General features: G+C 65.9%; 26 protein-coding genes. 17 read left to right on the top strand and 9 right to left on the bottom strand.

Features of this window, described 5'->3' with window-relative positions; genetic code table 11:
• Positions 1-154 precede the first annotated feature (154 nt).
• The 4 genes from IT41_RS05675 (at position 155) to IT41_RS05660 (ending at position 4,790) form a co-directional block, all read left to right on the top strand.
• Positions 155-1,393 (top strand): aromatic ring-hydroxylating oxygenase subunit alpha, encoded by a 1,239-nt coding sequence (locus IT41_RS05675; RefSeq protein WP_036739307.1) that lies wholly within the window; start codon positions 155-157, stop codon positions 1,391-1,393.
• Positions 1,393-2,469 carry an FAD-binding oxidoreductase gene (locus IT41_RS05670; RefSeq protein ID WP_052081289.1) on the top strand — a complete coding sequence of 359 codons (1,077 nt, stop codon included), beginning with the start codon at positions 1,393-1,395 and terminating at the stop codon, positions 2,467-2,469. Before IT41_RS05675 ends, IT41_RS05670 begins: the two co-directional genes overlap by 1 nt.
• Before the next feature lie 229 nt (positions 2,470-2,698).
• Entirely contained in the window at positions 2,699-3,754 is a 1,056-nt protein-coding gene (locus IT41_RS05665) for an aldo/keto reductase (protein WP_036739306.1), read from the top strand.
• Between the two features lie 73 nt (positions 3,755-3,827).
• Positions 3,828-4,790, top strand: a complete 963-nt coding sequence (locus IT41_RS05660) for an NAD(P)H-dependent flavin oxidoreductase (protein ID WP_036739305.1) — start codon at positions 3,828-3,830, stop codon at positions 4,788-4,790.
• A 130-nt stretch (positions 4,791-4,920) separates the two neighbouring features.
• On the opposite strand, the gene IT41_RS05655 is transcribed toward IT41_RS05660, so the two are convergent.
• On the bottom strand, positions 4,921-5,727 hold the full coding sequence (locus IT41_RS05655) for a response regulator (protein WP_036739304.1): 807 nt from the start codon (positions 5,725-5,727) through the stop codon (positions 4,921-4,923).
• Positions 5,728-5,818: 91 nt separating this feature from the next.
• On the opposite strand from IT41_RS05655, the gene IT41_RS05650 reads away from it, so the two are divergent.
• The 4 genes from IT41_RS05650 (at position 5,819) to IT41_RS05635 (ending at position 8,892) form a co-directional block, all read left to right on the top strand.
• A complete protein-coding gene (locus tag IT41_RS05650; RefSeq protein ID WP_036739301.1) occupies positions 5,819-5,965 on the top strand; it encodes a NepR family anti-sigma factor in 147 nt (48 codons plus the stop codon).
• A gap of 5 nt (positions 5,966-5,970) precedes the next feature.
• Positions 5,971-6,564 (top strand): RNA polymerase sigma factor, encoded by a 594-nt coding sequence (locus tag IT41_RS05645; protein ID WP_036739300.1) that lies wholly within the window; start codon positions 5,971-5,973, stop codon positions 6,562-6,564.
• Between the two features lie 10 nt (positions 6,565-6,574).
• Positions 6,575-8,365, top strand: coding sequence for a sensor histidine kinase (locus IT41_RS05640; protein ID WP_231564695.1), 1,791 nt, complete (start codon positions 6,575-6,577; stop codon positions 8,363-8,365).
• A gap of 80 nt (positions 8,366-8,445) precedes the next feature.
• Complete coding sequence (locus IT41_RS05635; protein WP_036739299.1) at positions 8,446-8,892, top strand: YtoQ family protein; 447 nt, start codon at positions 8,446-8,448, stop codon at positions 8,890-8,892.
• A gap of 23 nt (positions 8,893-8,915) precedes the next feature.
• Here the strand turns inward: IT41_RS05635 and IT41_RS05630 are convergent, their stop codons facing one another.
• The 5 genes from IT41_RS05630 to IT41_RS05610 form a co-directional block, all read right to left on the bottom strand.
• The gene (locus tag IT41_RS05630; RefSeq protein WP_036739298.1) at positions 8,916-9,791 is read right to left on the bottom strand and encodes a YihY/virulence factor BrkB family protein; all 876 of its coding nucleotides are present in this window, start codon (positions 9,789-9,791) and stop codon (positions 8,916-8,918) included.
• Positions 9,792-9,856: 65 nt separating this feature from the next.
• A complete protein-coding gene (gene dnaQ / locus IT41_RS05625) occupies positions 9,857-10,570 on the bottom strand; it encodes a DNA polymerase III subunit epsilon (protein WP_036739297.1) in 714 nt (237 codons plus the stop codon).
• Positions 10,563-11,159: a dephospho-CoA kinase gene (coaE, locus tag IT41_RS05620; protein WP_036739296.1), complete on the bottom strand. Its 597-nt coding sequence runs from the start codon at positions 11,157-11,159 to the stop codon at positions 10,563-10,565. The genes dnaQ and coaE overlap by 8 nt, the downstream gene beginning before the upstream one ends.
• Complete coding sequence (locus IT41_RS05615; protein ID WP_036739386.1) at positions 11,156-12,010, bottom strand: shikimate dehydrogenase; 855 nt, start codon at positions 12,008-12,010, stop codon at positions 11,156-11,158. Before IT41_RS05615 ends, coaE begins: the two co-directional genes overlap by 4 nt.
• Positions 12,011-12,139: 129 nt before the next feature.
• Entirely contained in the window at positions 12,140-12,586 is a 447-nt protein-coding gene (locus IT41_RS05610) for an RrF2 family transcriptional regulator (RefSeq protein WP_036739295.1), read from the bottom strand.
• A 149-nt stretch (positions 12,587-12,735) separates the two neighbouring features.
• On the opposite strand from IT41_RS05610, the gene IT41_RS05605 reads away from it, so the two are divergent.
• The 8 genes from IT41_RS05605 (at position 12,736) to IT41_RS05570 (ending at position 19,015) form a co-directional block, all read left to right on the top strand.
• Positions 12,736-13,953 (top strand): NAD-dependent epimerase/dehydratase family protein, encoded by a 1,218-nt coding sequence (locus IT41_RS05605; protein ID WP_036739294.1) that lies wholly within the window; start codon positions 12,736-12,738, stop codon positions 13,951-13,953.
• A complete protein-coding gene (locus IT41_RS05600) occupies positions 13,950-14,783 on the top strand; it encodes a glycosyltransferase (protein WP_036739293.1) in 834 nt (277 codons plus the stop codon). The genes IT41_RS05605 and IT41_RS05600 overlap by 4 nt, the downstream gene beginning before the upstream one ends.
• A 12-nt stretch (positions 14,784-14,795) precedes the next feature.
• Complete coding sequence (locus IT41_RS05595) at positions 14,796-15,629, top strand: NAD-dependent epimerase/dehydratase family protein (RefSeq protein ID WP_036739292.1); 834 nt, start codon at positions 14,796-14,798, stop codon at positions 15,627-15,629.
• Between the two features lie 128 nt (positions 15,630-15,757).
• On the top strand, positions 15,758-16,204 hold the full coding sequence (locus IT41_RS05590) for an anthrone oxygenase family protein (RefSeq protein ID WP_175496394.1): 447 nt from the start codon (positions 15,758-15,760) through the stop codon (positions 16,202-16,204).
• An 88-nt stretch (positions 16,205-16,292) separates the two neighbouring features.
• Positions 16,293-16,688, top strand: a complete 396-nt coding sequence (locus IT41_RS05585) for a GFA family protein (RefSeq protein WP_036739290.1) — start codon at positions 16,293-16,295, stop codon at positions 16,686-16,688.
• Positions 16,689-16,743: 55 nt separating this feature from the next.
• Positions 16,744-17,370, top strand: coding sequence for a LysE family translocator (locus tag IT41_RS05580; RefSeq protein ID WP_036739289.1), 627 nt, complete (start codon positions 16,744-16,746; stop codon positions 17,368-17,370).
• Positions 17,367-18,014: an RluA family pseudouridine synthase gene (locus IT41_RS05575; protein ID WP_036739287.1), complete on the top strand. Its 648-nt coding sequence runs from the start codon at positions 17,367-17,369 to the stop codon at positions 18,012-18,014. Before IT41_RS05580 ends, IT41_RS05575 begins: the two co-directional genes overlap by 4 nt.
• An 80-nt stretch (positions 18,015-18,094) precedes the next feature.
• Positions 18,095-19,015, top strand: coding sequence for an MBL fold metallo-hydrolase (locus IT41_RS05570; RefSeq protein WP_036739285.1), 921 nt, complete (start codon positions 18,095-18,097; stop codon positions 19,013-19,015).
• A 14-nt stretch (positions 19,016-19,029) separates the two neighbouring features.
• Here IT41_RS05570 and truB read toward each other — a convergent pair whose 3' ends face one another.
• From truB to rbfA, 3 genes are read right to left on the bottom strand one after another with little or no spacing between them, the layout of a single operon-like run.
• Positions 19,030-19,926 carry a tRNA pseudouridine(55) synthase TruB gene (truB, locus tag IT41_RS05565; RefSeq protein ID WP_036739284.1) on the bottom strand — a complete coding sequence of 299 codons (897 nt, stop codon included), beginning with the start codon at positions 19,924-19,926 and terminating at the stop codon, positions 19,030-19,032.
• A complete protein-coding gene (locus IT41_RS05560) occupies positions 19,926-20,681 on the bottom strand; it encodes a phosphodiester glycosidase family protein (RefSeq protein WP_036739283.1) in 756 nt (251 codons plus the stop codon). Before IT41_RS05560 ends, truB begins: the two co-directional genes overlap by 1 nt.
• The gene (gene rbfA / locus IT41_RS05555; protein ID WP_036739282.1) at positions 20,665-21,084 is read right to left on the bottom strand and encodes a 30S ribosome-binding factor RbfA; all 420 of its coding nucleotides are present in this window, start codon (positions 21,082-21,084) and stop codon (positions 20,665-20,667) included. Before rbfA ends, IT41_RS05560 begins: the two co-directional genes overlap by 17 nt.
• Before the next feature lie 80 nt (positions 21,085-21,164).
• Between rbfA and dapB the strand changes: the two genes are divergently transcribed.
• Positions 21,165-21,971: a 4-hydroxy-tetrahydrodipicolinate reductase gene (gene dapB, locus IT41_RS05550; protein WP_036739281.1), complete on the top strand. Its 807-nt coding sequence runs from the start codon at positions 21,165-21,167 to the stop codon at positions 21,969-21,971.
• The last annotated feature ends 12 nt before the right edge of the window (positions 21,972-21,983 follow it).

The raw sequence follows: 21,983 nt of genomic DNA, 5'->3' as shown, positions 1-21,983 counted from the left end.
GCCTTGATCCGGCCCGGTTCCGCCGCGAACTCGCGCCGGCGTGAGGGATGGTGTCCGAAAGCGTCACGGAAGGGTCGCATTTGAAGAGTTGCGCCGCGTCAAACACTGCAATTCTGGAGACAGCCCGACATCCACCAGCCACCGGAACACAGCCATGCTGAACACTAGCGAAATTCTGAACCAGCTCGCGCAGCGGCCCAAGGATTTTTCCCTCAGCCACGATCTTTACTGCGACCAGGGCGTCTATCAGGCCGATCTTGATAACATCTGGTACCGCGAATGGCTGTTCGCCATTCCGGCCTGCGACATCCCCAAGACCGGCAATCACGCGACGCTGCAGGTCGGCGAATACCCGATCCTGATCGTGCGCGGCGCCGATGGCCAGATCCGCGCGTTTCACAATGTCTGCCGCCATCGCGGCCAGAAGCTGTGCCCCAAGGAAAACGGCACCTCGCCCAAGCTGGTCTGCCCCTATCACCAGTGGACCTATGATCTTGACGGCCGGCTTTTGTTCGCGCGCGACATGGGCACCGATTTCGACGCCTCGCAATTCAGCCTGAAGCCGGTGCATTGCCGCAGCGATGGCGGCATGGTGTTCATCTGCCTGGCCGAGAACCCGCCGGAATTCCAGCGTCTGGGCGGATTCCTGCAGGATTACGTCGGCGCTAGCGACCTGTCGAATGCCAAGGTTGCCTTTACCTCGACCATCGTCGAACAGGGCAACTGGAAGCTGGTGATCGAAAACAACCGCGAATGCTATCACTGCGGCGGCAACCACCCTTCGCTGTGCCGCAGCTATTCCGACAATCCGCTGATGACGGTGATGGAGGGGCCGAATGCCGCCTCGTCCGAGATCCTGTCGCATTGGGACCGCTGCGACAAGGCGGGCCTGCCGGCGCGTTTCGTGAACGATCCCGGCATGCAATGGCGTTTCGCCCGCGTGCCGCTGCTGAACAATGCCGAAAGCTTTACCATGTCCACCAGGGCGGCGGTGAACCGGCGCATGGGCAATATCCCGTGGAACGACGCGGGCAGCCTGATGTTCTATCACTTCCCGTCCAGCTGGAACCATTTCCTGCCCGATCACGCGATCGTCTTCCGGCTGCTGCCGATCTCGCCCACCCAGACCGAGGTGACCAGCAAATGGCTGGTTCACAAGGACGCGGTCGAGGGGCAGGATTACGACCTCAAGGCCCTGACCGAGGTCTGGCTCAACACCAATGACGAGGACCGCCGCGTGGTCGAGGAAAACCAGAAGGGCATCAAGTCCCCCGCCTATGAGCCCGGCCCCTATTCCCCCAGCCAGGAAGAGGGCGTGATCCATTTCATCGACTGGTATGTGCGCACGATGCAGGATCGCCTGTCCCCGCGTCCCGCGATGGCTGCGGAATAATGGCGGTTCTGATCAAGGCGTTCGGCGACCGGCCCTGGCGCGACGACGAATTGCTGGAATGCGCGATGGTGGTGCCCGAAACCTCGGACACCGCCACCTTCACCTTTCGCGCGCCTTCCGGCGCCTGGTTCGACTACAAGCCCGGCCAGTTCATCACCCTGGACCTGCCGGTGCCGGGCGGCAATGTGCAGCGGACCTATACGATCAGCTCCAGCCCCTCGCGGCCGCTGTCGATCTCGGTCACGGTCAAGGCGCAGGCGGACAGTATCGGCACGCGCTGGATGCTGGACCATCTGCGGCCCGGCATGCGGATCAGGGGTTACGGCCCGGCCGGCATCTTCAGCTTCGTCGAGCACGAGGCGCCGAAATACCTGTTCATCTCGGCCGGGTCGGGCATCACGCCGATGATGTCGATGACCACCTGGGCCTGGGATTCGGGCGAGATGCCCGATATCGTTTTCGTGCATGCCGCCAGATCGCCCCGGGAAATCATCTTCCGCCAGCGGCTCGAGGGGATGGCCGACCGCGTTCCCGGCCTGCAGCTGCGCTTTACCGTCGAGGAGGGCGATCCCTTTCGCACCTGGCACGGCTATCAGGGCCGGCTCAGCCAGATCATGCTGGGCCTGATGGCGCCGGATTATCTGGAACGCGAAGTGTTCTGCTGCGGCCCCGAGCCCTTCATGCAGGCCGTGCGCGACATGCTGATCGCGCTTGGCTATGACATGGACCACTACCACCAGGAAAGCTTTGGCGCCCCGATCCGCACCGAGGCCGAGGCCCCGGTTCTGGACGATGTCATCCCCGACGAGGACACAAGGGCCGAGATCACCTTTGCCAGCTCGGGCGTGACGGCGAAATGCCACGAAACCGACACCGTGCTGGCGGTGGCCAAGGCGAACGGGCTGAACATCCCCTCGGGCTGCACCTTCGGCCTGTGCGGCACCTGCAAGATCCGCAAGACCTCGGGCGAGGTGCATATGGTCCATAACGGCGGCATCTCGGATGAGGATATCGAGGAAGGCTATATCCTGGCCTGCTGTTCCAACCCGATCGGCGCCGTCTCGGTCGAAGTCTGATCTGCCCTTGCCGCAATGACAGCCGGGGCGCCCTCGCGGCGCCCCGGATCGCGGCGTTGCGGGCTTTCCTCATCATTTGTCATCAGACTTGCGCGCCGATCTTGCGTTGCCGCGATCTTCGTCGCATCAATTCCCCCCGGATCGGCCTGTTCACCCCGGACGCGGTCGGCGATATGAACGGGACGGTACAGGCATCGAACGGCGGGCCGGCCGCCGGGAAAGGACAGTGATGCAAAGCATGACGCTTGGGGATAGCGGCGTTTCGGTCAGCGATATCTGCCTTGGCACCATGACCTTCGGCAATCAGACCGGGGTCGGCGATGCCAACCGGCAGATGGACAAGGCGCTTGATGCCGGGATCACATTTCTGGACACGGCGGAAATGTATCCGGTCAATCCGGTGCGCCGCGAAACCGTCGGCCGCAGCGAGGAAATCGTCGGCGACTGGCTGTCGGCGCGCGGCGGCCGCGACGGCATCCGGATCGCCACCAAGGTCTCGGGCCCCGGCGATACCGTCCGGCGCGAGGGTTATGACGGCCAGATCATTCGCCGCACGATCGAGGATTCGCTGCGCCGGCTGAAGACCGATTACATCGACCTGTATCAGTTGCACTGGCCGGTCCGTGGCAGCTATGCGTTCCGGCAGAACTGGAATTACGATCCCTCGCATCAGGACAGCGCGCGGACGCTGGAGCACATGGCTGATGTGCTGGGCGCGATCGACGAGGCGCACCGGGCGGGCAAGATCCGCGCCTTTGGCCTGTCCAACGAATCCGCCTGGGGCACGGCGCGCTGGATCGACACCGCGATGCGTCTGGGCGCGCCGCGCGTGGTCAGCATCCAGAACGAATATTCCGTGCTTTACCGCCAATACGATACCGACCTGGCCGAGCTGGGCGTGAACGAAAATGTGGTGCTTCTGGCCTATTCGCCGCTGGCGGGCGGGCTCCTGACCGGCAAGTATCTGCGCGGGGCCGAACCCCCCGGCAGCCGCGCCGCCGTCGATCGCGCCGCTGGCGGTCAGGGCAATATCGGCGGTCGCCGCACGCGCCGCGCCGAAGAGGCGGTGACGGCCTGGCACAAGCTGGCGGCCGAGTTGCGGCTGGACCCGATCCATGCCGCCATCGCCTTTACCCGGCAGCGGCCGTTTCCGGTGATCCCGATCATCGGCGCGACCAGCTCGCCGCAGCTCGATCATCTGCTGGCCGGGCTGAACCTGCGGCTGACCGACGAGGCGCTGGCGCGGATCTCGCAATTCCACCGCGATCACCCCTGGCCCTACTGACGGGACGCGACGGAAGTGTTGGCAGCACGGTGCCGGCGGTGCAATTTAGCGCCACCAGACCGGAGGAAAACCCATGCTGCCGCCCATTCTTGCCAATCTGCGGATTCCCGTCATCGGCTCGCCGATGTTCATCGTCTCGGGGCCGGAGCTGGTCATTGCGCAATGCAAGGCCGGGATCGTGGGCAGCTTTCCGGCGCTGAACGCGCGCGAAAAGGATGGCGAGCCGCCCCTGCTCGAGGCCTGGCTGACCCGCATCAGCGAGGAACTGGACCGGCACAATCAGGCGAACCCGGACCGCCCGGCCGCGCCCTTCGCGGTCAACCAGATCGTGCATCGCAGCAATGCGCGGCTCGAGCGCGACATCGAAATCTGCCATCGCCACAAGGTGCCGATCTGGATCACCAGCCTTGGCGCCCGCCCCGAGGTGAACGCCGCCGCGCATGATTGCGGCGGCATCGTGCTGCACGACATCATCAACAATGTCTTTGCGAAAAAGGCCATCGACAAGGGCGCTGACGGGCTGATCGCGGTGGCCGCCGGCGCCGGCGGCCATGCCGGCCCGCAATCGCCCTTTGCCCTGATCCAGGAGATTCGCGACTGGTTCGACGGGCCGCTGCTTTTGTCGGGGGCGATCTCGACCGGCCGGGCGGTTCTGGCGGCGCAGGTGATGGGGGCCGATCTGGCCTATATCGGCAGCCCCTTCATCGCCACGAACGAGGCCAATGCCCAGCCCGAATACAAGCGGATGATCGTCGAAAGCGGCGCCATGGATATCGTGACCTCGTCGCTGTTCACCGGCGTGTCGGGGAATTACCTCGCGCCGTCGATCCGCAATGCCGGGCTTGACCCGGACAATCTGGAAAAGGCCGACCCGTCCTCGATGGATTTCCACGGGGCAAAGCCCAAGGCCTGGAGCCAGATCTGGGGCTGCGGCCAAGGCATCGGCGCGGTGCATGAAATCGCGCCCGCGCAGGCGCTGATCGACCGGCTGGCCGATGAATATGCGCAGGCGAAACAGGCGGTTGCCGCGCTGTAAGGCGTTTATGCTGAGTGGTGAGCGTCTGCCCGGGTGGGCGGACGCGTGCCTGTCGCTGGCGCGACAGGCGGGCTGATCGGCAAGGTTTCAGATCTGACCCGAAACCTTTCAGATTCAGGGGCGGGATCGCTTAGGAAACCGCCATTCCCTCGGTCGAGGCGAAGAACATCGCCTGGCTGACCGCCGAACGCACCTGTTCCTCGGAATAGGGTTTCGAGATCAGGAACGCGGGTTCGGGCCGGTCGCCGGTCAGCAGGCGCTCGGGGAAGGCGGTGATGAAGATCACCGGCAGGTCGCCCAGATCCGCCAGCAATTCGTTCACCGCGTCGATCCCCGAGGATCCGTCGGCAAGCTGGATATCGGCCAGGATCATGTCGGGCCGGGTTTCCCGCGCCAGTTCCAGCGCCGCCGCATGGGTGCGCGCGATGCCGGTCACCTCATGGCCAAGATCGGTCACGATGCCCTTCAGATCCATGGCGATGATGGTTTCATCCTCGATCACCATGATCTTGCCGGCGACCGCCTGGCTCATCTCGTCCAGCGCGATCTGGACCAGTTCCTCGGCCTCGGATTGCGGGCATTGCATCACCGTCGCGATCTGGTCGTAGCGCAGTTCCTCGATCGTGCGCAGCAGCAGCGCCTCGCGCGAATTCGGCGTCAGCTTGCGCAGATGGGCCTGGGCGCGGGCCTCGCGCAGGTTCTGTTCCTCGATCTCGACCGGCTGCCCCGAACTTTGCCAGATCGCGTGAAAGGTGCGGAACAAGGCGATCCGGGTATCCTCGCCCTCGATCAGGCTGCGGTCCGAGAGGATGGCCTCCAGCGTGGCGGCGGCATAATTGTCGCCGACGGCCTGGCTGCCGGTCAGCGCGCGCGCATAGCGGCGCAGATAGGGCAGCTCGCGGCTGATCGAGCGCACGAGATGATCTGCTGCTGTCATGGTTGACTCCGAAAAACGTCATCTGACGGAACTTGACCGGATTGGTAGCCGTTAGGCAAGGTGCGCACAAGTTTTCAGGAATAACTATAAAATGAACACAAGGCGGGAAGACCAAAGGAGAGCCGCTATCGAAAAGCAGATCGACGAGAATCTGCGCCGGGTGTACGAGCAGGATACCACCCAGCAGATTCCCGACCGCTTCCTGCAATTACTCGACAAGCTGCGCGAGCAGGAGTGAACTGCATGACCGATCGCAAAACGGCGCCAGGCGCCCGCCCCGGTGCACATGGAGATCCCCGGGACGAACTGGTCGAGCACCTGCCCGCCCTGCGCGCATTCGCCCTTTCGCTGACCCGCGAAGGTTCCGCGGCCGACGACCTGGTTCAGGACACGATCGTCAAGGCATGGACCCATATCGACAAGTTCGAGCCGGGCACCAACCTGCGGGCGTGGCTGTTCACCATCCTGCGCAACACCTTCTATTCGGCGCGCCGCAAGGTCCGCCGCGAGGTCAGCGATACCGACGGCATCCATGCCGCCCGTCAGGCCACCCGGCCCGAGCATGACGGCCGGCTGGCGCTGAACGACTTTCGCGTCGCCTTCGAGAAGCTGCCCGATGAGCAGCGCGAGGCGCTGATCCTTGTCGGTGCCTCGGGCTTTTCCTACGAGGAAGCGGCCGAGATGACCGGCGTCGCCGTCGGCACGGTCAAGTCGCGCGCCAATCGCGGCCGCCGCCGCCTGGCGGTCCTGTTGCATCTGGAGGATGGCGAAGAGCTCGAGATGACCGATCGCGCGACATTGGCCGTCATGGCGCAGAACGCCCCCACCATGCGCTAAGGGGAATGCCGTGGTGCTGCGGCGATGGCTGGATCGAAGCGAATTTTCCAAGGGGCTGGGCTTTCGTCTGGGCGGCCTGCTGTCGGTGGCGATCCTGCCCATCGGCCTGATTTCCGTCATCCAGACGCTGCACCTGTCGCGCGAATACGACCGCTCGTCGGAAATCGCGCTGCTGGGCCGCACGGCGACGGCCGCGGCGGGCGAACGCGCGCTGCTGCAGGGCGCGCTGGGCACGGCGGATGCGCTGGGTCCGGCCGTGCTTGAGACGATGAACAATCCCAAGGCCTGTTCCGACATCATGCGCGCCCTTGTCCAGCGCACGGTGAATTTCAGCTATGCCGGTTTCACGCGGCTCGACGGGGTGACGGAATGTTCCTCGGTTCCCGGCGTGCATGACATGACGCGGAATTCGGCCTTTCGGCAGTTCTCCGAAAATCCGGGTACTCTGGTCACCACCAGCATGGACGGGCTGGTGACCGACCGCGCGGTGGTGGCGGTGATCCAGCCGCTGTATCGGGGCGTCGATCTGCTGGGCTATATCGGCGTGGCGATGACGCAGGACCTGCTGCGTTCGGCGCATGTCTCGGGGCTGGATACCGAGGGCGCGCGCATCCTGACCTTCAACAATCAGGGCCAGATCCTGTCCTCGGACAGCGACAGCGCCGAGGATATCGACCACCTGCTGCCGCGCGGCCAGTCGCTGCCGGCGCTGCTGGCGCGCAGCGAGACGACATTTCGCGACATCTCCAATTCCGGCGAGCGGCGGGTGTTCAGCGTGGTGCCGGTGGTGCCGGGCCTGGTCTATGCGCTCGGCTCCTGGAACCGCGCCGAAAGCGGCATCACCGGCATCGACCTGACCCGGCGCACGGCGCTGTTCCTGCCGCTGATCCTGTGGGCGGCCTCGCTCGCGGTGGCCTATTTCGCGGTCTATCGGCTGGTGCTGCGCCATATCCGCGAGCTGCGCGGCCAGATGCGCCGCTTTGCCATCGGCGACCGCTCGGCCCCGCCGCCGGTGCTGGTCGATGCCCCCGCCGAGATCGGCGACATGAGCCAGACCTTTCACAACATGGCCCGCATCCTGATCCGCGACGAAGAGGCGATGGAGGCCGCCGTCAACGAAAAGACCGTGCTTTTGAAAGAGGTTCATCACCGGGTCAAGAACAACCTCCAGCTTATCGCCTCGATCATCAACATGCAGATCCGGGTGATCGACCATGCGGATGCGAAACGGGTGCTGCGCTCGGTGCAGGATCGCGTCGCCTCGCTGGCGGCGATCTATCGCAACCTGTATCAGGCCGAGCATCTGGATTCGGTTCATGCCGACCGGCTGATCGGCGATATCATCAGCCAGATGGCCGCCGCCTCGGTCGGGCCGGGGACCGGGCTGCGCGTCGAGACGCGGCTGGAGCCGCTGGAACTGATGCCCGATCAGGCGGTGCCGCTGACATTGCTGGCCAATGAGGCCTTTACCAATGCGCTGAAATATTCCGGCGCCCCGGATGCCGGGGCCCGGCCCTGGGTTCGCGTGACGCTGCGCGGCGACGGGCCGGGCAAGGCGCTGCTCGAGGTCGAGAACTCCGTCTCGGGCGCCGCCCCCGAGGTCGAGAGCACCGGCCTCGGCAGCCAGCTGATCGAGGCTTTCGCCACCCAGCTTGAGGGCGAGGCCACGCAGGAATCCGACGAGAGCCGCTTTCTGCTGAGGCTGCGTTTCACGGTCGACCGCATCCAGGCGCGCAGCGACGGCTCCGAGCCGGCGCGGGTGGTGCTGACCTCGGCCGCGCGGCCGGGGGCGCAGCACTAGCCGGGGCCGGTCGCCGTGACAATCGCGCCGCCGCGCGCTATACCCGCCCCCGAATGACAGCTTCAACGACAGGGCGAGCCATGCTGAACGTCTATCTTTCCGGCGAGATCCACACCGACTGGCGCGAACGCATCGTCGAGGGCGCAAGCGGGCTGGACGTCGCCTTTACCGGCCCGGTGACCGACCATGCGGCCAGCGACGATTGCGGCGTGGCGATCATGGGGGCCGAGGAGTCCAAGTTCTGGCACGACCGCAAGGGCGCGCAGCTCAACGCCATCCGCACGCGCAAGGGCATTGCCGATGCCGATATCGTGGTGGTCCGCTTTGGCGATCAATACAAGCAGTGGAATGCCGCGTTCGACGCCGGCTACGCCGCCGCGCTTGGCAAGTCGCTGGTCGTGCTGCACGGCCCCGACCACGCCCATGCCCTGAAAGAGGTGGATGCCGCGGCACTCGCGGTGGTCGAACAGCCCGAACAGGTGGTGGCCATCCTGCGCTATGTGCTCAGCGGCGAATTGCCGGGCTGAGCGGTTTCGCGCAGGGCCGGCCGTCATTCCCCCGGCGATCCTTCTCTGGCCGCCTGTCGCAGTTTGCGCGCGGCGATAAAGCGGCGGCGGCGGGCCAGTTCCAGGTTGATCAGCGCCCCCAGCATCACTGAAAACCCGCCCAGAAAGAACCACATCAGCAGCGCCACCACCGCCCCGATCGAGCCATAGATGCGGTTATAGCTGTTGAAGCTGCCCAGATAGGCCGAGAAGCCATAGGACACGGCCGCCCAGGCCAGCGCCGCGAACAGCGCCCCCCAGGTAAAGATCGCGGTGCGCGGCGTTTTCACGTTCGGGCCAAAGCGGTAGATGATCCCGATCACCACCAGCACGATGAAAAAGATCGCCATCCATGGCAACCGGCCCAGCAGCCAGTCGCGCAGCGGCGATCCGGGCAGATAGGCAAAGGCAATGGGCACCACGATGATCGTCGCCAGCCCCAGCACGATCACGCCGACGATGACCAGCGTCAGCACATAGGCCAGAACAAAGCCGGTGATGGTGGAATGCGAGCGCACGCCATGGGCCGCGTTCAGCCCCTGAATCAGCCCGCCCACGCCCTGCCGCGCCGCGATTGTCGCGATCAGAAAGGAAATCACCGTCGTCCAGCCCAGCTGTGTCCGCCCCGCCGCGATCAGCGAATTGATCTGGCTGTAGATGATCTGCGCGGCGCCCTCGGGGATGAATTCGTCGGTGGTATGGACATATTCTTCGATCAGGGCCGGGTCGAGCCACAGCCCCCATAGCGCGAACAGCGCCGCAAGCCCCGGAAAGACCGCGAACATGGCGTAAAAGGCCACGCCCGCCGCGATCAGGCTCATGTGGATCTTGTCCATCCGATCGAATATCGCCTGCACGAACTGCCAAAGATCGCGGATCACCAGCTGTCTCCGTCCTTGCCTGTCTGCCCGGGCCGATCTTCATCCTGCGCCGGCTCCGGCGGTGTCTAGGCCTTGTCCGTTCTGTAACGAAGCCAGACCGCCTTGTCGCCCATTTTTGCAACGAATGCCGCATGGGCATCGGCCTCGGCATCGGTCAGGCGCGGGGCCAGAACACGCGGGCGCGGGCCGCGCGGAGCCTCGGCGCCGCCCGCGCCATCGCTGGAATCGCCGGCCGCGGCGCCGGTTTCCAGAACCAGTCCCGGCTGGCGTCCGCCCATCAGCGCAAGATAGACCTCGGCCAGCAATTCGCTGTCCAGCAGCGCGCCGTGCAGCGTCCGGTTCGAGTTGTCGATACGAAAGCGCCGGCATAGCGCATCGAGCGAGTTCTGCGCGCCGGGAAATTTCCGGCGCGCGATTTCCAGCGTATCGACCGCGCGGCTATGGGGCATGACCGCATGTCCGGCCCGCTTGAGCTCGGCATTGAGGAATTTCATGTCGAACTGGGCGTTATGGATCACCAGTTTCGCATCCGCGCCGATGAAATCGACGAAACCCTGCGCGATTTCCGCGAATTTCGGCTTGTCACGCAGGAAATCGTCGCCCAGCCCGTGCACCTCGAAGGCCTCTTGCGGCATCGGACGCTCGGGGTTGATATAGACGTGATAGGTTTCGCCGGTCGGGAGGTGGTTGACCAGCTCGACCGCGCCGATCTCGACGATGCGGTCGCCGGTTTCGGGGTCGAAGCCGGTGGTTTCGGTATCAAGAACGATCTCACGCATCCGCTTTTCCTGCCATGATCCGGGCGCAGATGTCCATGATCGCCGCCCGCGCGCCCTCCAGCGTGACCGAGGGGATGATCCAGTCGGCGCGTTCGCGCTTTTCCGCGTCGGGCATCTGGCGCGACAGGATCATCTGGAAATTCGCCTCGGTCATGCCGGGGCGCGACATGACCCGCGCGCGCTGGATATCCGCCGGGGCCGAGACGACCGCCACCCCGTCCATCTGCGTCTCATAGCCGTTCTCGTAGAGCAGCGGAATGTCCAGAACGACGATCGGCGTGTCCTTGTGGCGCGCGGTGAAACCGGCGCGGTCGGCGGCGACCAGCGGATGCACGATGGCCTCGAGCCGGGTAAAACCCGACGGATCGGCCGCCAGTTCCACGCGGAGCGCCGCGCGGTCGATGGCGCCGTCCCTAAGCGCGCCGGGAAAGGCGCGCGCTACCGGCGCGACCGCCGCGCCGCCGGGCGCGTAAAGGCTGTGCACCGCCGCATCCGCGTCCCAGACCGGGTGGCCCAGATCGCGAAACATCTGCGCGGCGGTCGATTTGCCCATGCCGATGCCGCCGGTCAGGCCCAGCAGATAGCTCATGCCAACAGGACCTCGCGCAGCGCCGCATCGACTTCGGGACGCTGGCCGAACCAGCGCTCGAAGCCCGGCGCGGCCTGGTGCAGCAGCATGCCAAGCCCGTCGACGATCTGGCAGCCGCGCGCCTGCGCCTCGGCCAGAAACGGGGTAATCAGCGGCGTATAGACCAGATCGGTGGCAAGCGTGCCGGGCGACAGCGCATCCAGCGGCACGCGCAGGGGCGGCTTGCCCTCCATCCCCATCGAGGTGGCGTTGACGACCGTGGTCGCGCCCTCGATCATGTTGCCGGCCTCGGCCCAGTCATAGACGACCAGCTTGGCGCCGAATTCCGCCTTGATCTGCTCGGCCCGGATGCGGGTGCGGTTGGCGATGCGCAGTTCGGGCACGCCGCTTTCCAGAAGCGAGGCGACCACCGCCCGCGCCGCGCCGCCCGCGCCGATCAGGGCCGCCGGCCCCTGTTCCGGCCGCCAGTCGGGCGCGTGCTGCCGGATATTGGCGATGAAGCCATAGCCATCGGTATTGTCGGCATGGATCTTGCCGTCGGCGCGAAAGATCAGCGTGTTCGCAGCCCCGATCAGCGCCGCGCGGTCGGTGACCACATCGGCCAGCGCCAGCACGCTTTCCTTGTGCGGGATGGTGACATTGGCGCCGACGAAGCCCATGCGCGGCATCACGCGCAGCACCTCGGCCAGATGCTCGGGCATGACCGGCAGCGGCACGTAATAGCCCGTGATTCCATAGCGCTGCAGCCAATGGCCGTGCAGGCTGGGCGACCGGGAATGGGCGATCGGCCAGCCGATGACGCCGGCAAGCGGATGGTTTCGGGGCTGCGGAGGCTGGGTCGTGTCAGACATGATGTGACTGGCGCTGTTTCCTGTCCGGGGCGGCCGCCCCATGATGGCATGAAATCGTCTGGGAAAGACAAGTGCAATTCGATCCGCCCGGGGTCAAGCCGCTTTGCCGGCGCGGCACGCCCCGGGGCGTCAGGCCACACCCATTTCGGGTAGCTCGCCCTGGGCCAGCAGATCCTCGAGCGTGAGCGATTCGATCAGCAGAAGATAGGACCAGAAGACCTGTCCGAACATGCGCCGCAGCCGGCAGGACGCCTCGTCGCTGCAATCCTCGCAGCGGTGATAGGAATGCCGCGACAGGCAGGGCAGCGGAGCGATCGGCCCGTCGACCTGCCGTAACAGTTGACCGATCGAGATATCGCTGGTGCGGGCGATCAGCACATAGCCGCCGGTCCTGCCGCGCCGCGACCCGACATAGCCGGCGTTGCGCAGCTCCAGCATGATATGTTCCAAAAAGCGCTTGGGCGCGCCCGAGCGTTGCGCGATCTCTTCGATCGTCAGTGCCGATCCGCCACCGGCGACCTCATCCGCCAGGGCGACCAGTGCCTTGATCGCATATTTCGTCTTTTGCGAGATCATATAAAATTCTTAGTCAGCAGCCGCCGATCCTGCAATGATTCCGACAGTTTTTTGCCTTTCGCCGCCGGGCGCCATAGAACTATCATCAAATCGTCATCATAGTGACATATTGCGGGCGCATCCCGGCCGCGCATCACAAGGAGTAGCTCATGCGCATTGCGGTTCTTGGCGGTGACGGCTTCGTAGGTTGGCCGACCGCCCTGCATCTTTCGAATCTGGGCCATGACATCCATATCGTCGACAATCTCTCGCGCCGCTGGATCGATACCGAACTGGGCGTCCAGTCGCTGACGCCGATGGATTCGATTCAGGAACGCTGCCGTATCTGGCATCAGGAAACCGGCAAGCGGATCCATTTCCACCTGCTGAACCTGGCCGAGGAATTTGAGCGCCTGAAGTCGTGGCTGGCCGAGATGCGGCCCGATGCGGTGATCCATTTCGCCGAGCAGCGCGCCGCGCCCTATTCGATGAAGACCGACCGCCACAAGGTCTATACCGTCAACAACAATACCAACGCCACGCATAACCTGCTGGCGGCGCTGGTGGAAACCGGCATCGACGCGCATCTGGTGCATCTGGGCACGATGGGCGTCTATGGCTATTCCTCGGTCGGCGCGCCGATCCCCGAGGGCTATCTGGACATCCAGATCGAAACGCCCGACGGCCCGCGCGAGCAGCAGGTGCTGTATCCCACGCGGCCCGGATCGGTCTATCACATGACCAAGAGCCTGGATCAGATCATGTTCCAGTTCTATGCCCAGAATGACGGGCTGCGGATCACCGACCTGCATCAGGGCATCGTCTGGGGCACCCATACCGACCAGACCCGCCGGCATGAACAGCTGATCAACCGTTTCGATTATGACGGCGATTACGGCACGGTGCTGAACCGTTTCCTGATTCAGGCGGCGATCGGCCATCCGCTGACCGTGCACGGCACCGGCGGCCAGACCCGCGCCTTTATCCATATCCAGGATTCGGTGCGCTGCATCGAACTGGCGCTAAGGGACGCGCCGCAGGCGGGCGAGCGGGTGCGCATCTTCAACCAGATGACCGAAACCCACCGGGTGCGCGATCTGGCCGAACTGGTGGCGCGCCTGACCGATGCCCGCGTCGCCTATCTGCCCAACCCCCGCAAGGAGGCCGATGAGAACGACCTGATCGTCAGGAACGACCAGTTCCTGGCCCTGGGGCTCGAGCCGATCACCCTGGCCGACGGGTTGCTGACCGAGGTGGTCGAGGTGGCGAAAAAATACGCCCACCGGATCGACCGTTCGCGCGTGCCGGCGGTCAGCGCCTGGACCAAGGACATCGCCAAGCGTGTCGAGCACGATCCTGAAGGCAAGCGGCTGCGGTCGGTTTCTTGACCGGGCTCCGGGCCGAGACGGCGGCGCGGGACGACCGCGCCTATGTCACGCTGGCCACCAATGCCGATTACGCCATCGGGGCCGCGGCGCTGCTGCGGTCCCTGCGCCGCACCGGGACCACGGCCGATCTGGTGGTCATGCACACGGATGTGCCGGGCGACGCGCTCGAGCCGCTGCGGCAGCTGGACGCGCGGCTGGTCCATGTCGATCTGCTGCCCACCTCGGATGCGTTCAATCAGGCCCATGCGAAACGCGAACTGCATGGCGCGGCGCCCTTCACCAAGGGCGAAAAGCCGCCCTTTCACACGCCGCTGGACAATTTCGCCAAGCTGCGCCTGTGGCAGCTGGATTACCGTCGCGCGGTGTTCATCGATGCCGATGCGCTGGCCTTGCAGAATATCGACCGGCTTTTCGATTATCCCGAATTTTCCGCCGCGCCGAATGTCTATGAAAGCCTGAATGATTTCCACCGGCTGAATTCGGGCGTGTTCACCGCGCGCCCGGCAGAGGCGACATTCAAGGCGATGCTGGACCGGCTGGACCAACCCGGCATGTTCTGGCGGCGCACCGATCAGACCTTTCTGGAAAGCTATTTTCCGAACTGGCACGGGCTGCCGGTTTTCGACAATATGCTGCAATATGTCTGGATCAACCTGCCGCAGCTATGGCGCTGGCAGGACATTCGCGTGCTGCATTACCAATATGAAAAACCGTGGCAGGACCATGCCAAGGCCGATCAGCTTCGGGTGCTGATCGACCTGTGGCACAGCTACGCCCGCGGCGATGCGGTGCCCGATCTGGCGGCGCTGCCCGCGCCCGGCGAGGCATGAGGTGACAAGCAAATGCGGATCGCGCTGACCGGAGGCTCGGGTCTGGTCGGCCGCTGGATCCGGCAGGCCGCCGAGCAGGCCGGGCATCAGGTGGTGGCGCTGTCGCGCCCGGGCTGGACGCTTGGCGATACCCCCGACCTGCGCGGCTGCGGGGCGCTGATCCACGCCGCGTTCCAGCATGTTCCCGGCCGCTATCGCGGCGGCGAGGGGGACGACCCAAAGGCCTTTATCCGCGCCAATCTGGACGGCTCGCTGCGGCTGTTTCAGGCCGCGCGCGATGCCGGCGTCGGCCGCGTCATCTTTCTGTCCTCGCGCGCGGTGCATGACGGCCAGCCGCCCGGAACGACGCTAAGCGACGATCTTTCCCCTTTGCCGACAACGCTTTACGGCAACGTCAAGGCGGATGCCGAAGCCGCCCTGGCGGCGATGGCCGGCGCCGGTTTCCGCACCGCCAGCCTGCGCCCGACCGGCGTCTATGGCCCCGGCCAGCCGCAGAAATGGGCCGGGCTGATCGCCGGATTTCTGGCCGGCGAGACGCCCGCGCCCGCCGTCGCGACCGAGGTTCACGGCGCCGATCTGGGCGCCGCCGCGATGCTGGTTCTGAACGATCCCGCCATGTCGGGCAGCTACAATGTCAGCGATCTGGTGCTGGACCGCCGCGACCTGTTGCAGGAGGTGGCGCGACTCACCGGCTGCAGGACCGCGCTTCCGAATCGGGCCGATGCCTCGGGGCTGCGCATCGCCGACTGCCTAAAGCTTGGAAATCTTGGATGGAAACCCGGAGGCGGCGGAATCCTGCTGGCCAGTTTGCCGCAGATCGTCAGGGATGCTACTCATCAGGGGTGATCCTGCGTAAGCTGACGGGCCACCTGTTGTGCCGCCTCGCATTACGCATCCTCCCTTCATCATGTCTATCTTATGCGGGTGTGAGTATGCGTATTCTGCCGATTATGTGCGGCCTGTGGTTTGCCGCGATGGCTGGTTTCTTCTTTGCGTTTTCGGTCGCGGTCATGCCGGGGATGCAGACGTTCTCGGATGCCGAGGGCATGACGACGATACGGACCCTGAGCCGGCTGGCGGACAGTCCGGTCTACGGGCTGGGCCTTTGGGGCGGGCTTGTGCTGGCGGTGCTGGCCGCCGTCCTGGCGCTGATGTCGCGCTGCGAGGGCTGGCAGCCGCTGTTCACCGGCTGCATGCTGTACCTGCTTGGCGTCGTGGTGATTTCGCTGGTCGGAAACATGCCGGGCAACGGCGAACTCGTGACGACGCTCGCCAGCCCCGGTCGCGGCACATGGCTGAACGATCTGGGCAACTGGTCGCTTCTGAACCAGTTGCGCACCGGGATCAGCCTGCTGGCGGCGGCCTTCGTGCTGATCCCGCTGCTGCGGATGCCGATGAACTACTGGCGCGTCGCCGGCTGAGAATTTCCGCCGGGCGCGCCTGGCCGTGCCCGCTGGACAGCGCTGTCGATCTGATCCAGAACTTTCCCGACAGCGCGGAGGGAAAGCCATGACAGCCGGCGAAATCACCGCCTTTACCGGCCATTGCCTGTGCGGTGCGATCAGTTTTCGCGGCACCTTCGATGCGGGCCACGATCTCAAGGCCTGCCATTGCGGCCAGTGCCGGCGCTGGTCGGGGCATTACTGGGCGGCCATCCTGCCCATATCGCTGGAGATCAGGGGCGCGCCGGCATGGTATCGCGCCTCGGACATCGCCCGGCGCGGCTTTTGCGCGACCTGCGGCTCGTCCCTGTTCTGGCAGCGCGAGGGCAGCGACGTCATCGAGGTGGCGGCGGGGGCGATCGACGCGCCGACCGGGCTGACCTTGCGCGGCCATATCTTTGTCGCGGACAAGGGCGATTATTACCCGATCGACGATGGCCTGCCGCAGAAATCGCGGGAATAGTTGACCTGACGCGCGCACCGGCCGATATCCGGGGCGTTAACCTTGGGCGCGCGCGATGATCTGGGACAGTCTGGCGAATTTTCCGGCCGAGCAATTGCTGGCCTTCATGATGGGGGCCTTGGTGCTGAATTTCGCGCCGGGGCAGGATGTCTTTTTTGCCAGCGCCTGCGGCATTCAGGGCGGGCCGCGCGCCGGGGCGCTGGCCGGGTTCGGCGTCGGCCTGGGCGTGATCTGTCATGTCACCATGGCGACGGTCGGGCTGGGCGCGCTGGTGGCGGCGCATCCCGGCGCGCTGGTCGCGATCAAATATGCCGGCGCGGCCTATCTGCTTTGGCTGGCCCGGGCAAGCTGGACCGCAGGCCGGCCCGAGCCCGGCGCGCGGGCCGCCCGCAGCGCCTGGAACATCATCCGGCGCGGTGCGCTGTCAAATCTGCTGAACCCCAAGCCGGTGCTGTTCCTGCTGGCCTTTCTGCCGCAGTTCACGCGCGCGGAATATGGCCCGGTCTGGCAGCAGATCCTTGGGCTGGGGCTGATCTTTGCCCTTTCGGGCACATTGGTGACGATGGGCTACGGCATCGTCGCGGGTCTTGCCGGGCGGGTCATCGGGCCAAAGCTGGGCATCATGAACCGCGTCGCCGCCGTGATGTTCGCGCTTCTGGCGCTGCGGCTGGTCTGGCGATGAGCTTTGTCTACCGGCCCACCGAGGAACAGCCGCAGGTGATCCATGCCGATCATCAGGTGCTGGTGGTCTGCAAGCCGCATGGCCTGCTGTCTGTGCCGGGCCGGGGCGCGGATCGCGCCGATTGCCTGATCGCGCGGCTGCGCGCGGCCTTTCCCACCATCCTTCTGGTGCATCGGCTGGATCTGGACACTTCGGGGGTGATGGTCTTCGCCCTGACGCCCGAGGCGCAGCGCCACCTGTCGCGCCAGTTCGAGGAACGGCGGACCAAAAAGACCTATGTCGCGCGGCTCTGGGGGCGGCTGCAGCCGAAAACCGGCACCGTTGATCTGCCGCTGATCGTGGACTGGCCGAATCGCCCCCGGCAAATGGTCGACCGCGATCGCGGCCGGCCGGCCCGGACCGACTGGCGGGTGGTCCGCGCCGATGACATGGAAACCCGGGTGCGGCTGTCGCCGGTGACCGGCCGCAGCCATCAGCTGCGCGTGCATATGGCCGAGCTTGGCCACCCGATCCTGGGCGATCCGCTTTATGCCGGCGGCGCGGCGGCCGAGTTTCCGCGCCTGATGCTGCATGCCGAAAGCCTGCGCTTCCGGCATCCCGAAACCGGGATCATGCAGGGTTTTACCGCGCCGGCGCCCTTCTAGCGCGATCACGCAGCTGTCACTAAGCGAACCGGCGCGCCGGGCCTATGGTTGACACCGGATCAACCAGAGGAGCGACGAAGATGACGAATTCTGGAATCAGCCGCCGGACTGCCCTGGCCATGGGCGGTCTGCCGGTTCTTCTGGCGCTGCCTGTTCGTGCGCAGACCGCGCCCGAGGCCCCCGCCTTTGCCGGCCGCGCCCATACCATCCGGCTGGGCAGCTTCGAGATCACCACGCTGCTGGGCGGCGAAAGCATGCGCGAGGACCCGATCGCCACCTTTGGCATCGGTGTCGAGCCGGCCGAGTTCGAGCGGGTCAGCGCCGAGAACTTCATCCCCGCCGACCGCTCGGGCAGTTCCTTCACCATGACACTGGTGAAAACGCCCGAGGCGCTGGTTCTCTTCGACACCGGCATGTTCGCCGATAACAACAGGGCCTCGCTGGCCGCTGCCGGCTATACGCCGCAGGATGTCACCCATGTCGTGCTGACCCATATGCATGGCGACCATGTGAGCGGCCTGATGTCGGGGGAAACGCCGAATTTCCCCAATGCCGAGCTGATCTTTTCGCGTGACGAAAACGATTACTGGGCGGCCAATCCCGGCGATGCCTATACCGCCCATGTCGCGCCGCTGGCCGCCAATGCCCGCCAGATCGGCGACGGCGACCAGATCGCGCCGGGCATCACCGCCGAGGCCGCCTATGGCCATACCCCCGGCCATACCAATTATCTGCTGGAAAGCGACGGCCAGCAATTGCTGATCACCGGCGATACGTTCAACCATTACGCCTATTCCGTCCAGCGTCCCGAATGGCATGTCCGGTTCGATGTGGACAAGGACAAGGGGGCCGAGACCCGCGCCGCGGTGCTTGCCCGGCTGGCAGGGGATCGCATTCCCTGCATCGGCTATCACATGCCGTTTCCGGCGCTTGGCTATATCGCCGCCAACGGCGAGGGCTCGTTTCGCTATGTGCCGGCGACCTATCAGTTCGCCGGATAGGGCGGCGGCCGCGCTCAGCCCAGGTTGAAGACCCGCGACGGCTGCACTTCGCCGCCCAGGTAGCGGCCGATACACAGCGCGCGGCCCGCGCGGCTGACCCAGACCTCTTCGCCGAATTCGGCATGGCCCAGCACCTGGCCGGGATTGCCGTTCAGGATGCGGGTGGCGCCGATCTCGGTCGCGCGCATTTCGGGCAGGTCGGCCAGCGCCGATTGCAGGGGCAGCAGTGCCGCCTCGATCTCGGCCTGGTTGGCGCGGTCGATGCGGTCAAAGGCGAACCCGTCCCCGGCCTCGAACGGGCCCGACCAGATCCGGCGCAGGCTGGCGACATGGCCAAGGCAGCCAAGGCGGCGTCCCAGATCGCGGGCGATGGCGCGCACATAGCCGCCCTTGCCGCAGACCATGCGCAGATCGGCGCTGTCCTTGTCCGCGCGCAGCAGTTCCAGCTCCTCGACCCATAGCGGGCGGGCGGCGAGTTCGACCGCCTCGCCCTCGCGCGCAAGGTCATAGGCGCGCGCGCCCTCGACCTTGACCGCCGAGACGGCGGGCGGGACCTGCATGATATCGCCGGTGAATTCCGGCAAGGCGGCGCGGATCGCATCCGCGCCGGGGCGCTGGTCGCTGCGTTCCAGCACCTGCCCCGAGGCGTCGTCGGTCGCCGTCTCGGCCCCCCAGTTCACCGTGAACTCATAGGCCTTCAGCGCCTCGGTCAGGATCGGCACGGTCTTGGTTGCCTCGCCCAGGGCGACGGCCAGAACGCCGGTCGCGTCCGGGTCCAGCGTACCGGCATGGCCGGCCTTTTTCGCGTCCAGCGCCCAGCGGACCTTGCTGACCACATCGGTCGAGCCGATGCCTGCGGGCTTGTCCACGATCAGCCAGCCGTGGATCTCGCGTCCCTTTTTGCGTGCCATTATTCCGTTTCCGTATATCCGATGATCGGGCCGAGCCTGCGCCCGAAATCGGCGCGGTTCAGCGCCGGCGCATAAAGGCGCGAGACCGATCCGTCAAAGTAAAGCGCATCGCGCGCCCGCAGCCCGTCGCGGAACAGCCGGCCGAATTCGTGGAAGGTCACCGCCCGGTCCGAGATCGCGAACCATGCAGTCTGCCCATCGGCCGAGACGCCGACCCCGTTCCTGACATAGCGGCTGTCGCTGTCGACCAGAAAGCGCGGATGCAGCGCGCCGTCGATCACCAGCATCGGCCCCGATTGCGTGGCCAGCCGGCATTCGGGCTGCGCACTGGCAAAGGCGCGGCTCTCGATCACCTGATAGGGGCGCGCGCCGCCGGTGCAGAACACGCCGTTGGGCAGCATGCCGAAATTGTCGTTGCTGGCGCCGGTGACCAGCTGGCCGGCGGTTTCGGTGTCGCTGACATAAAGGCCGACGGGCCGGTAATCGGCGTGATACATGCCGGCATTCATGGCAAAGCCCAGCACCTCGCCCGCGCCCAGCGTCTTGCGCAGGCTGGAAAAATCGCCCAGCACCTGCCCGTCGGGGCCATTGAGCCACAGCCGCAGGCCGGGCTCCTGCTCCGCTGTCAGTGTGCAGATGACATAGCCCTGCCCGTCGAAATCGCGCTTTTCGCAGATATCCGCCACCGCCGGCAGGACCGTCGCGATCAGCGCGCCCACGGCCAGCCCCAGCCGGCGCTTAATCCTGGTCTTCATCGTCGCCGTCGGCCTCGATATCGCGGCGCACGCGGTCCTCGGACAGCAGGCGGCGGGTGTCGTCCATGCGGTCGAAGGTTTCGTCCAGCACGAAGCGCAGCTGCGGCGCGTATTTCAGCGTCATGCCCTTGGCGACCAGGTGGCGCAGTTCGCCGGCATTGCGGCGCAGCGCCTCCAGCGCGCCCTCGGCATCCTGCCCGCCCAAGGGCAGCACGAAGGCCGTCGCCATCTTGAGATCGGGCGAGGTGCGCACCTCGCCCACGGTGATCGAGTGGCGGTTGAGATCGGGGTCGTGCACGTCGCCGCGCAGCAAGACATCCGACAGGGTGCGGCGGATCAGTTCCCCCACGCGAAGCTGTCGCTGCGAGGGGCCGGTGCCGGTATGAAAACGCTTCTGTGCCATGGCTGCCAGATGTAGGGGGTCGCGGCGCGCGCCGCAACGGGATAGAGAGGGGGCAAACAGGGCTTTGAGCGGGTTTGAGGATGGATAAGCCGGGAATCGTCGTCACGGGTGCCTCGGGGCGGATGGGCCAGATGCTGGTGCGCAGCGTGCTGGAATCGGATCAGGCCCGGCTTGTCGGTGCCATCGAGCGGCCGGAAAGCCCGTGGATCGGGCAGGATCTGGGGCAGGCGATGGGCGGCGCAGCGCTTGGCATCACGGTTACCGATGACGCGGTTGCGGCGATCGCGCAGGCGCAGGCGGTGATCGATTTCACCGCGCCCGCCGCGACGGTGGCTTTCGCCGAACTGGCCGCGCAGGCGCGGGCCGTGCATGTCATCGGCACCACCGGGTTGACAGCCGCCGATCTGGACAAGATCGCTGCCGCCGCCCGTCACGCCCCGATCATCCGCGCCGGAAACATGAGCCTGGGCGTGAACCTGCTGGTCGGGCTGACTCGCAAGGTCGCCGCCGCCCTGGGCGAGGATTGGGATATCGAGGTGGTCGAGGCGCATCACAATCGCAAGGTCGATGCCCCCTCGGGCACCGCGCTGATGCTGGGCGAGGCCGCGGCGAACGGGCGCGGTCACAGTCTGGACGATCTGCGCACCCCCGCCCGCGAAGGCATCACCGGCGCGCGTGCGCCCGGCACCATCGGCTTCAGCGCCATTCGCGGCGGCGATATCGTGGGCGAGCATGACGTGATCTTCGCCACCGCCGGCGAGCGGGTGATCCTGCGCCACATGGCGACCGACCGGGCGATCTTCGCGCGCGGCGCGCTGCGGGCGGCGCTGTGGGGGCAGGACAAGGGGCCGGGCGAATATGACATGGCGGATGTGCTTGGCCTTTGACGCGGCGCGGCA

This window comes from Paracoccus halophilus, assembly GCF_000763905.1.
Taxonomy (GTDB): domain Bacteria; phylum Pseudomonadota; class Alphaproteobacteria; order Rhodobacterales; family Rhodobacteraceae; genus Paracoccus; species Paracoccus halophilus.
The sequence above is the reverse complement of the archived record's forward strand: the minus strand, read 5'-3'. Positions and strand labels throughout refer to the sequence as shown.

Coding starts and splice junctions, on each gene's coding strand:
- IT41_RS05675 (WP_036739307.1), top strand. CDS start 155: ATGCTGAACACTAGCGAAATTCTGAACCAGCTCGCGCAGCGGCCCAAG.
- IT41_RS05670 (WP_052081289.1), top strand. CDS start 1,393: ATGGCGGTTCTGATCAAGGCGTTCGGCGACCGGCCCTGGCGCGACGAC.
- IT41_RS05665 (WP_036739306.1), top strand. CDS start 2,699: ATGCAAAGCATGACGCTTGGGGATAGCGGCGTTTCGGTCAGCGATATC.
- IT41_RS05660 (WP_036739305.1), top strand. CDS start 3,828: ATGCTGCCGCCCATTCTTGCCAATCTGCGGATTCCCGTCATCGGCTCG.
- IT41_RS05655 (WP_036739304.1), bottom strand. CDS start 5,727: ATGACAGCAGCAGATCATCTCGTGCGCTCGATCAGCCGCGAGCTGCCC.
- IT41_RS05650 (WP_036739301.1), top strand. CDS start 5,819: ATGAACACAAGGCGGGAAGACCAAAGGAGAGCCGCTATCGAAAAGCAG.
- IT41_RS05645 (WP_036739300.1), top strand. CDS start 5,971: ATGACCGATCGCAAAACGGCGCCAGGCGCCCGCCCCGGTGCACATGGA.
- IT41_RS05635 (WP_036739299.1), top strand. CDS start 8,446: ATGCTGAACGTCTATCTTTCCGGCGAGATCCACACCGACTGGCGCGAA.
- dnaQ (WP_036739297.1), bottom strand. CDS start 10,570: ATGCGTGAGATCGTTCTTGATACCGAAACCACCGGCTTCGACCCCGAA.
- coaE (WP_036739296.1), bottom strand. CDS start 11,159: ATGAGCTATCTGCTGGGCCTGACCGGCGGCATCGGCATGGGCAAATCG.
- IT41_RS05615 (WP_036739386.1), bottom strand. CDS start 12,010: ATGTCTGACACGACCCAGCCTCCGCAGCCCCGAAACCATCCGCTTGCC.
- IT41_RS05610 (WP_036739295.1), bottom strand. CDS start 12,586: ATGATCTCGCAAAAGACGAAATATGCGATCAAGGCACTGGTCGCCCTG.
- IT41_RS05605 (WP_036739294.1), top strand. CDS start 12,736: ATGCGCATTGCGGTTCTTGGCGGTGACGGCTTCGTAGGTTGGCCGACC.
- IT41_RS05595 (WP_036739292.1), top strand. CDS start 14,796: ATGCGGATCGCGCTGACCGGAGGCTCGGGTCTGGTCGGCCGCTGGATC.
- IT41_RS05590 (WP_175496394.1), top strand. CDS start 15,758: ATGGCTGGTTTCTTCTTTGCGTTTTCGGTCGCGGTCATGCCGGGGATG.
- IT41_RS05585 (WP_036739290.1), top strand. CDS start 16,293: ATGACAGCCGGCGAAATCACCGCCTTTACCGGCCATTGCCTGTGCGGT.
- IT41_RS05580 (WP_036739289.1), top strand. CDS start 16,744: ATGATCTGGGACAGTCTGGCGAATTTTCCGGCCGAGCAATTGCTGGCC.
- IT41_RS05575 (WP_036739287.1), top strand. CDS start 17,367: ATGAGCTTTGTCTACCGGCCCACCGAGGAACAGCCGCAGGTGATCCAT.
- IT41_RS05570 (WP_036739285.1), top strand. CDS start 18,095: ATGACGAATTCTGGAATCAGCCGCCGGACTGCCCTGGCCATGGGCGGT.
- truB (WP_036739284.1), bottom strand. CDS start 19,926: ATGGCACGCAAAAAGGGACGCGAGATCCACGGCTGGCTGATCGTGGAC.
- IT41_RS05560 (WP_036739283.1), bottom strand. CDS start 20,681: ATGAAGACCAGGATTAAGCGCCGGCTGGGGCTGGCCGTGGGCGCGCTG.
- rbfA (WP_036739282.1), bottom strand. CDS start 21,084: ATGGCACAGAAGCGTTTTCATACCGGCACCGGCCCCTCGCAGCGACAG.
- dapB (WP_036739281.1), top strand. CDS start 21,165: ATGGATAAGCCGGGAATCGTCGTCACGGGTGCCTCGGGGCGGATGGGC.